The following is an 8935-nucleotide window of genomic DNA, read 5'->3' on the forward strand; positions in this document are numbered from 1 at the left end:
TGGCCAGATCTGCGCCCACGCAGCCGGCGGTGGCCTGGGCGATCTTGTTCAGGTCCACGTCCTCCGCCAGGCGGATCTTCCGGGTGTGGACCTGGAGAGTGGCCAGCCGCCCCGCCAGATTGGGCCGGTCCACGGTGATCCGCCGGTCAAACCGGCCGGGCCGCAGCAGCGCCTTATCCAGCACCTCCGGCCGGTTGGTGGCGGCCAGCAGAATGACGCCCTTGGTGGGGTCGAAGCCGTCCATCTCGGCCAGCAGCTGGTTCAGGGTCTGCTCCCGCTCGTCGTTGCCGCCCATGCGGTTGTCGCGGGACTTGCCGATGGTGTCGATCTCGTCGATGAAGATGATGCAGGGGGCCATCTTGCTGGCCTCCTTGAACAGGTCGCGGACACGGGACGCGCCCACGCCCACGAACATCTCCACAAAGTCCGAGCCGGAGATGGAGAAGAAGGGCACGTTGGCCTCGCCGGCCACGGCCTTGGCCAGCAGGGTCTTACCGGTGCCCGGCGGGCCCACCAGCAGGGCGCCCTTGGGCAGCTTGGCGCCGATCTCGGTGTACTTCTGGGGGTTGTGGAGGAAGTCGATGATCTCCACCAGAGACTCCTTGGCCTCGTCCTGACCGGCCACGTCCTTGAAGGTGACGCCGGTCTTTTTCTCCACGTATACCTTGGCGTTGGACTTGCCCAGGTTACCGATGCCGCCGCCCATCTTGCCGGCCATGCCCCGCATGAGCAGGGAGAAGGCCACCATGATGATCACCATGGGCAGCACCCAGGACACCAGCAGGGAGATGATGGGGTTCATGGGCTCCACATATTCGGTGCCGTACTGGGTGATGCCCTGTTCCTCCAGCAGGGTGAGCAGGCTGGAGTCATTCAGGGGGGCGCAGAAGTAGACCACGGAGGAGGACGAGGACGTGCCGCCGCCGCTCTGCCCGGAGGCGCCGCCCTGGATGGGGGTGAGCCCCTCCAGCACGGGGAGATCCAGCTGGCCTCCGGTGGTCTCGCCGCCGGTGCCGCCGCCGGAGGTATCGGCGGAGCTGGCCTGGTCGTCCTCCTTCACCGCCTCCACGTTGCCGTCGTCGTCAAACTGGAGGGTGTACCCCTCCTTGAGGGTGAAGGTGTACCGGTCGCTCTCCATGAGCACCGAGTCCACCACGCCGTCCATGACCAGGTCGCGGAACTGGCCGTAGAGCACCTCCACGGAGTTGGCCTGCTGGAACCGGGAGGTGGCCACGTTGACCAGCAGGGTGAGCACCAGGGCCCACAGCAGAACCGAGACAATGGCGGTTACGTTGCGCTTGTTGCCGCCGTTTCCCCGGTTGTTGTTCTGATTGGGGTTCAAGGTAGAGTTCCTCCTTGATGGGAAACAGTTTCGTCCGAAGTAATAATATAGTTATAGCACAAGGCGGGGGAAAAAACAAGAAAGGGGGTGGGCAAAACCTGTAAACTTTCTATGAAAAGCCGACGGAAACTGACGGCCGCTTTTTGCGTATTTCCGGCAATTTTGGCTTTTTTGATCCGGGCGGTTGTGGTATACTGAAGGAGATAAACGGACAAGAGGAAGGAAGAGGAAGCATGAAGGAGCGCAGGCCCAATCTGGAGGCGGAGGCCGACGGCATCATCGAGGGCCGCAACGCGGTGATCGAGGCCCTGCGGGCGGGGACGCCCGTGGACAAGATCTATCTGGCCAGGGGGGAGACCGACTCCGCCCTGGGGCACATCGCCTCCACGGCCCGCTCCAGGGGCATTGTGGTGGTGGAGTGCGACCGGCGCAAGCTGGACGGCATGAGCCGCACCCACTCCCACCAGGGGGTGATCGCCCTGGCGGCGGTGCGGGAGTACGCCAGCGTGGACGACATCCTCAACGCCGCGGAGGAGAAGGGGGAGCCCCCCCTGATCGTGGTGTGCGACGAGCTCTCCGACCCCCACAACCTGGGGGCGGTGATCCGCACCGCCGAGTGCGCCGGGGCCCACGGGGTGATCATCCCCAAGCGGCGCTCCGCCGGCCTCACCGCCGTGGTGGCCAAGACCTCCGCCGGCGCGGTGAGCCACGTGCCGGTGGCCCGGGTGCCCAACCTGCCCGCCCTGCTGGACGAGCTGAAGGAGGCGGGGGTGTGGGTGTTCGGCACCGCCGCCGACGGAGACCGGCTGCTCTACGACGCGGATCTCAAGGGCCCCGCCGCCATCGTCATCGGCAGCGAGGGCACCGGCATGGGCCGCCTGGTGGCGGAGAAGTGCGACTTCAAGGTGCGCATACCCATGAAGGGCAGGCTCAACTCCCTCAACGCCTCCGCCGCGGCGGCGATCATGCTCTATGAGGCCGTCCGGCAGCGTATGCAGCTCTAGGGGGGATTTATCCCCCCCCCCTAGATACGAGCCTGCGTGCCGGCAAAGCCGGCGACTTGGCTCGATACCCCCCTCACCCGCGCACGGCGCGGGTGGCCGCCCGCCGGTGGCGGAGCGGGTATTGGTGTCCTGCGGCGAAATCAATTCGCCTCCGGACGTTTTTAACCGCCATTTACGCAAAGGGGCCGACCCATCATCCACCGATTCCACCACGCAAAGCAGGTGAGCATCATGTCCGACGACCGGGACGACAAACAGAATACAGGCGCCCCCGGCCCGGAGGACTTCTCCCTGGAGGAGATTCTGGCGGAGTTCGGCGGCGGGCCGCCCAAGCCCACCCGCTGGAAGGAGGATACCATCCCCTTCCCGGTGCAGGGGCGCCGGCCCAGAGGGGGCTCGCCGCCTCCGCCGGCGGGCGGCGGCAAGGTGGTGGACTTCCCCGCCGGGAAGCGAGAGGCAGGCCCCAGGCCCGCCCCGCCGCCCAAGGCCCCGCCGCCCCCTCCGAAACCGGAGGAGCCCGAACCGGAGGAGGCGCCGGAGGAGGACGGGGACGACAAGGTGGTGGACTTCCCCGGCGAGGAGGGGCCCGCCTCGGACAACCCCATCGCCGAGGGCCTCAACCGCCTGCTCCAGAAGGCCGACGACTACGCCGGCCACATGTTTGAGGAGGAGGGGAAGGAGGACGACGAGGAGATCCGCCGGGCGGAGGAGTTCATCCCCGGCACCGACGAAGAGGAGCCGCCGGAGAACCGGCGGGAGCGCCGCCCCCGCCGCCAGCCGCCACCCGCCCCCGACCTGCCCCCGGCGGAGCTGGCCCGGCGGTACGGCAAGGGGCTCAAGTCCCTGGGCATCCGCTCGGTGCTGGTGTTCCTGCTGCTCATCCCCGCCCTGTACCTGACGGTGGATGTGTTCCCCTATCCCGCCGCCCTCACCCCCCAGCTGCGGGTGCTGCTGCTCTCGGCGGCCCAGGGCCTGGCCATGCTGGTGGGCATCGACGTGCTGGCCCGGGGGCTGTTCCGCCTGGTGCTGCTGGAATTCGGTATGGACACCCTGCTGGTGTTTGCCTGTGCCGCCACCCTGGCCGACGCGCTGACCATGTACCGGCTGGATCCCCGGGAGGGTCAGATGCCCTACTGCGCGGCGGCCATCCTGGCCATCTTCCTGCTGATGCGGGGCACCCGGCGGAAGCGCCGGGCCCAGCGGCTGGCCTGCCGCACGGCGGCGGCCGCCGCCCACCCCTACCTGGTGACCCTGGACGAGGGAAAGTGGAGCGGCCGGGACACCTACGCCAAGTGGTCGGGGGAGCCCATCGGCTTCGGCCGCCAGATGCAGGCCGCCGACGGGGCGGAGCGGATTTTCCACCGCATCTGTCCGCTGCTGTTCATTGCCTGCCTGCTGCTGAGCATCGTGGCCTCCATCGGCCGGGGCGCGCCGGAGCGGCTGCTGTGGGGCCTGTCCGCCATGCTCACCGCCTCCACCTCTCTGTCCGGGGGGCTTTGCTACGCCCTGCCCTGGCTGAGCCTGACCCGCCGCCTGAGCAAGTCGGGGGCGGCCATCGCGGGCTGGGATGGGGTCACCGCCACCGGCGGCAGCGGCATCCTGCTCACCGACACCGACTTTTTCCCGCCGGGCTGCGTCTCCCTCAACGGCATCAAGATCTTCGGGGACTTCCCGGTGGACAAGGTGGTGTCAAACACCGCCACCCTGATCCGGGACTCGGGCTGCGGACTGGACAAGATCTTCCACGATCTGCTGCGGGCGCAGGGCTGCGTCTATCGCCGGGCCTCCGGACTGACGGTCTACGAGGGCGGCCTGTCCGCCGTGATCCGGAACCAGCAGGTGCTGGTGGGCTCGGCGGCCTTCATGGGGCTCATGGAGATCACCCTGCCCCAGGGGCTCCATGTGAAAAACGCCGTGTTCTGCGCCATTGACGGGGAGCTTGCGGGTATCTTCGCCCTCAACTACACCCTTCACGGCAATCTGGAGCCCTCCCTCAACAGCCTCATCCGAAACCGGGTGACCCCGGTAATGGCCACCCGGGACTTCAACCTGATCCCCGCCATGCTGCGTCAGCGGTTCAAGCTGCCGGTGGACAGAATGGAGTTCCCGCCGGTGGAGCGGCGGGTGGAGCTCTCCGGCGAGGAGCAGAGCCACAGCGACATCCTCACCGCCGTCCTGTGCCGGGAGGGGGTGGCCCCCTACTCCGAGGCGGTGGTGGGGGCGGCCCGGCTCCGTCGGGCGGTGCGCACCTCCGCCGTGCTGGCCTGCCTGGGGGCCCTGGCGGGGCTGCTGCTGGCCTTCTACCTCACCTTTGTGTGCTCCTACTCGTCCCTCTCCGCCGTCAACCTGCTGGTGTTCCTGGTGATGTGGCTGGTGCCCACCCCGCTGATCGCCGGCATGGTCAACAAATATTGAGCAAAAACGACGCCCCGTCCATCGGACGGGGCGTCAGCGTGTCGAAAAAGCGGAAAAGCCGCTTTTTCGAGAAAGATTGCATGGTGGAAGGGGTTCGTTTTCTCGCGAAAAAGTCACCCCTTCCACCATGAGAAGTGTCATTTCCGACGCACATGTCGCCGGAAATGGCGGATTTTGATTTGATTCCTGCGGCTGCGCCGCAGGAACTCTGCGAGGCTCTCCTTCGCGGGAGGTTTTTTTGACAGCCTGGCGCCTCGTCCACCGGACGGGGCGTATTTTTGCACCTCTAGTTCTTCAGACTCTGCATCGGTGCGGGGATGCGGCCGCCGCGGGCGATGAAGGCGTCGCTGCCCTCGGGGTGGACGGGCATGACGGGGGCGGAACCCAGCAGGCCGCCGAACTCCACCGTGTCCCCCACCACCTTGCCGGGGGCGGGGATGATGCGCACGGCGGTGGTTTTGGAGTTGACCATGCCGATGGCGGCCTCGTCGGCGATGATGGCGGAGAGGGTGGCGGCGGAGGTGTCGCCGGGGACGGCGATCATGTCCAGGCCCACGGAGCACACGCATGTCATGGCCTCCAGCTTGTCCAGGTGGAGGGCCCCCGAGCGGGCAGCGGCGATCATGCCCTCGTCCTCGCTGACGGGGATGAAGGCGCCGGACAGGCCGCCCACGTGGGAGGAGGCCATGACGCCCCCCTTCTTCACCGCGTCGTTGAGCAGGGCCAGGGCGGCGGTGGTGCCGTGGGTGCCGCAGGTCTCCAGGCCCATCTCCTCCAGGATGCGGGCCACGGAGTCGCCGATGGCGGGGGTGGGGGCCAGGGAGAGATCCACGATGCCGAAGGGCACGCCCAGCCGGCGGCTGGCCTCCTGGGCCACCAGCTGGCCCATGCGGGTGATGCGGAAGGCGGTCTTTTTCACGGTCTCGGCCACCACGTCGAAGGACTGGCCCTTCACGGCCTGGAGGGCGTGATAGACCACGCCGGGGCCGGACACGCCCACGTTGATGATGCAGTCCGGCTCCCCCACGCCGTGGAAGGCGCCGGCCATGAAGGGGTTGTCCTCCACGGCGTTGCAGAACACCACCAGCTTGGCGCAGCCGAAGCCGCCCCTGTCGGCGGTGCGCTCCGCCGTCTCCTTGATGATGCGGCCCATGACGCCCACGGCGTTCATGTTGATGCCCGCCTTGGTGGAGCCCACGTTGACCGAGGAGCACACATAGTCGGTGATGGCCAGGGCCTCGGGGATGGAGGAGATGAGCTTCCGATCCGCCGGGGTGGCCCCCTTCTGCACCAGGGCGGAGAAGCCGCCGATGAAGTCCACGCCGGCGGTTTTCGCGGCGCTGTCCATGGCCACGGCGAAGGGGACATAGCTGCTGGTCTCCGACGCGCCGGCCACCAGGGCCATGGGAGTGACGGAGATGCGCTTGTTGACGATGGGGATGCCGAACTCCCGCTCGATGGCCTCGCCGGTGGCCACCAGGTGCTCGGCCCGGCGGGTGATCTTGTCGTAGATCTTCTGGCAGGCGGCCTTGGGGTCGGGATCGGCGCAGTCCAGCAGGGAGATGCCCATAGTGATGGTGCGAATGTCTAGGTGCTGCTGGTCGATCATGTGGATGGTATCTAAAATCTCATTGGTGTTAATCAAAGTCAAATCCTCCTGCACAGAACTGGCACCCGCGAAGCGGGGACGCGCCGGGTGGCGCGTACAAGCATTTTGGCCCCGGGCCAAAATCTTGCCGCAGGGGCAATTCACTTGCCCCGAGGAAGTAAAAAAACGGGGTTCCCGCAGGGCGTCAGCCCTGTGGGGCAATGGTGCTGATGTCCAGGTGCTGCTGGTCGATCATGCGGATGGTATCTAAAATCTCATTGGTGTTTATCAAAGTCAAATCCTCCTGCACAGAACTGGCACCCGCAAAGCGGGGACGCGCCGGGTGGCGCGTACAAGCATTTTGGCCCCGGGCCAAAATCTTGCCGCAGGGGCAATTCACTTGCCCCGAGGAAGTAAAAAAACGGGGTTCCCGCAGGGCGTCAGCCCTGTGGGGCAATGGTGCTGATGTCCAGGTGCTGCTGGTCGATCATATGGATGGTATCTAAAATCTCATTGGTGTTAATCATGGGTGCTCACCTTAAATTCTGTGCATGGCGTTGAAGATATCCTCCCTCTGGGCCCGGATATCCAGGTTCTGCTCCCTGCCCTCCTGCTCCAGCAGGGCGGCCAGCTGGCCGAAGGGGATGTCGCAGGCGCCGGCATCCACCAGCATGACCATGGTGAAGTCCTCCTGGAGGATGGTCTGGCTGATGTCCAGGATGTTGACGTTGTGCTGGGCCAGCAGGGCGCACACCAGGGACATGATGCCCACCCGGTCTTTGCCCAGAACGGTGACGATGGCTCTCATAAGTAAACAGCTCCTTTGTTTTTTCTGCGGTATGTAAGGCTTGGGCTGTCACGCTGCGCCTGTTCGCGACGCCCGGCTTCCCTCCGTCTCGGGCTCCAACCGCCCCGCTGTGCGGAGCTGGGTTTTCGCCCTCGCTCCGGTCCATCCGGGCTGCTCACGACGGCTCCGCGCTTCTATTGCAGCTCGTCCAGTGTCAGCCCGAAGGCGGGCAGGAAGTGCTCCATGAAGTAGTCCAGCTCGGGCAGCTCATAGCCCTTCAGGGCCTCCAGGGTCTGCTCCGCGGCCTGCCGGAACTCGCCGTTGCCCGCCTTGAGCTCCTCCACACACTTGATGTAGGCGGAGAGCTTGTCGGCGGCCTTTACCAGCCTCCGGAGCTCGGGGTCGTAGTCCTCCCGCAGCAGGGGGTCGAAGGCGGGGCGCAGGGATTCCGGCAGCATGTCCAGCAGCTTGCGGGCGGAGAACTGCTCCACCTCCCTGTAGGCGTCCCGGATGTCCGGGTTGTAGTACTTGATGGGGGTGGGCAGGTCGCCGGTGAGGATCTCCGGCGCGTCGTGGTACAGGGCGGCGGCGGCGGCCAGCCCCGGGTCGGCCTCCCCGCCCAGCACGTCCCGCCGGATCACCGCCAGGGCGTGGGCCAGCACGGCCACCATGTGGGAGTGCTCCTGGATATTCTCCTGAACCGTGTTGCGCATCAGCCCCCAGCGGTTGATGTACCGCATGCGGGAGAGATAGGCGAAGAAGGGGTACTGGTCTGCCATGGCGATTCCTCCTGTAAAAACACACTATTTTACCACAGCAGGGGCGGCTTGTAAACGAAAACCGTCAAAAAAGCGGACGGCGCCCGGGCCGTCCGCTTGTCATCGGGAGACTTACTGCTCCTCCTTCACCTCAAAGGCGGCCACACTCTGCTCAAAGGCCGCCCGGTCGGCGTCGGAGCCGTGCACCTTCACCTGCACCGGCTGGGACAGATCCAGGGAGAACAGGCCCATGATGGACTTGGCGTCCACCACATAGCGGCCGGAGAGTACGTCCACGTCGCAGGCGCAGTGGGTGGCGGCCTTGACGAACTGGCGCACATCATCAATCGAGGTCAGGGAGACCAGAAATTCAGACATGTGAAAACACCTCCATAATCGCACTTTGAGAAAGACCTATACAAGAATTCGGGTTTGCCTTATAATAGGGATGCCCACATTATAGTCGATGAAATCAAAATTTCAATGGTTCGCCGGAGAAAAGAAAGAAATTCTGTTTGATTGCACAAAGGGCCCCGGCGGCACGAGAGGAAAAACCATGCGAGTTGCTATCTATACCCTGGGCTGCAAGGTCAACCAGTACGAGACCCAGGCCATGGAGGCGGAGCTCACCCGCCGGGGCCACACCCTGGCCCCCTTCGACGGGGAGGCCGACGCCTACATCATCAACACCTGCACCGTCACGGCGGTGAGCGACAAGAAGTCCCGCCAGATGATCCGCCAGGCCCGCCGCCGCGCCCCCCACGCTGTGGTGGCGGTGTGCGGCTGCTACGCCCAGACCGACCCCGGGGCGGTGGAGAAGCTGGGGGTGGATCTGGTCATGGGCACCAACGACCGCATGGGCTTTTTGAACGCTCTGGAGGCCCTGAGCCCCGACGGGGGACAGCCGGTGGTGGACGTGGACGACGCCCTCCGCCGCCGCACCTACGAGCGGCTCCCCGCCGGCGGGCTGGAGGGCCGCACCCGGGCCATGCTCAAGGTGGAGGACGGCTGCGTCAACTTCTGCACCTACTGCATCATCCC

The 8935-nt window shown here is 65.9% G+C and carries 7 protein-coding genes and 1 pseudogene; 3 read left to right on the forward strand and 5 right to left on the reverse strand.

What is annotated here, in order from left to right; genetic code table 11:
• Positions 1-1342, reverse strand: a 1342-nt coding sequence (locus QZ378_RS10950; RefSeq protein ID WP_291258288.1) for an AAA family ATPase, incomplete at its 3' end; no start/stop codon positions are given.
• Between the two features lie 233 nt (positions 1343-1575).
• Between QZ378_RS10950 and rlmB the strand changes: the two genes are divergently transcribed.
• Both rlmB and QZ378_RS10960 read left to right on the forward strand, forming a co-directional pair.
• Positions 1576-2346: a 23S rRNA (guanosine(2251)-2'-O)-methyltransferase RlmB gene (gene rlmB / locus QZ378_RS10955; RefSeq protein ID WP_191529210.1), complete on the forward strand. Its 771-nt coding sequence runs from the start codon at positions 1576-1578 to the stop codon at positions 2344-2346.
• 231 nt (positions 2347-2577) lie between these two features.
• Positions 2578-4761 carry a hypothetical protein gene (locus QZ378_RS10960; RefSeq protein ID WP_291258289.1) on the forward strand — a complete coding sequence of 728 codons (2184 nt, stop codon included), beginning with the start codon at positions 2578-2580 and terminating at the stop codon, positions 4759-4761.
• Between the two features lie 286 nt (positions 4762-5047).
• On the opposite strand, the gene QZ378_RS10965 is transcribed toward QZ378_RS10960, so the two are convergent.
• The 4 genes from QZ378_RS10965 to QZ378_RS10980 all read right to left on the reverse strand — a co-directional run bounded on the left by QZ378_RS10965 (position 5048) and on the right by QZ378_RS10980 (position 8272).
• Positions 5048-6406, reverse strand: a complete 1359-nt coding sequence (locus QZ378_RS10965; RefSeq protein ID WP_191529208.1) for a PFL family protein — start codon at positions 6404-6406, stop codon at positions 5048-5050.
• A 481-nt stretch (positions 6407-6887) separates the two neighbouring features.
• Positions 6888-7157, reverse strand: a complete 270-nt coding sequence (locus QZ378_RS10970; protein WP_087241600.1) for an ACT domain-containing protein — start codon at positions 7155-7157, stop codon at positions 6888-6890.
• A 173-nt stretch (positions 7158-7330) separates the two neighbouring features.
• Positions 7331-7915, reverse strand: a complete 585-nt coding sequence (yfbR, locus tag QZ378_RS10975; protein WP_191379706.1) for a 5'-deoxynucleotidase — start codon at positions 7913-7915, stop codon at positions 7331-7333.
• 111 nt (positions 7916-8026) lie between these two features.
• Entirely contained in the window at positions 8027-8272 is a 246-nt protein-coding gene (locus QZ378_RS10980) for an HPr family phosphocarrier protein (RefSeq protein ID WP_087241596.1), read from the reverse strand.
• A 178-nt stretch (positions 8273-8450) separates the two neighbouring features.
• Between QZ378_RS10980 and QZ378_RS10985 the strand changes: the two are divergent.
• Positions 8451-8935, forward strand: a pseudogene (locus tag QZ378_RS10985) (tRNA (N(6)-L-threonylcarbamoyladenosine(37)-C(2))-methylthiotransferase MtaB); the annotation flags it as partial.

The sequence above is a fragment of the Flavonifractor sp. genome, from assembly GCF_019422385.1.
Classification (GTDB): Bacteria; Bacillota; Clostridia; order Oscillospirales; family Oscillospiraceae; genus Flavonifractor; species Flavonifractor avistercoris.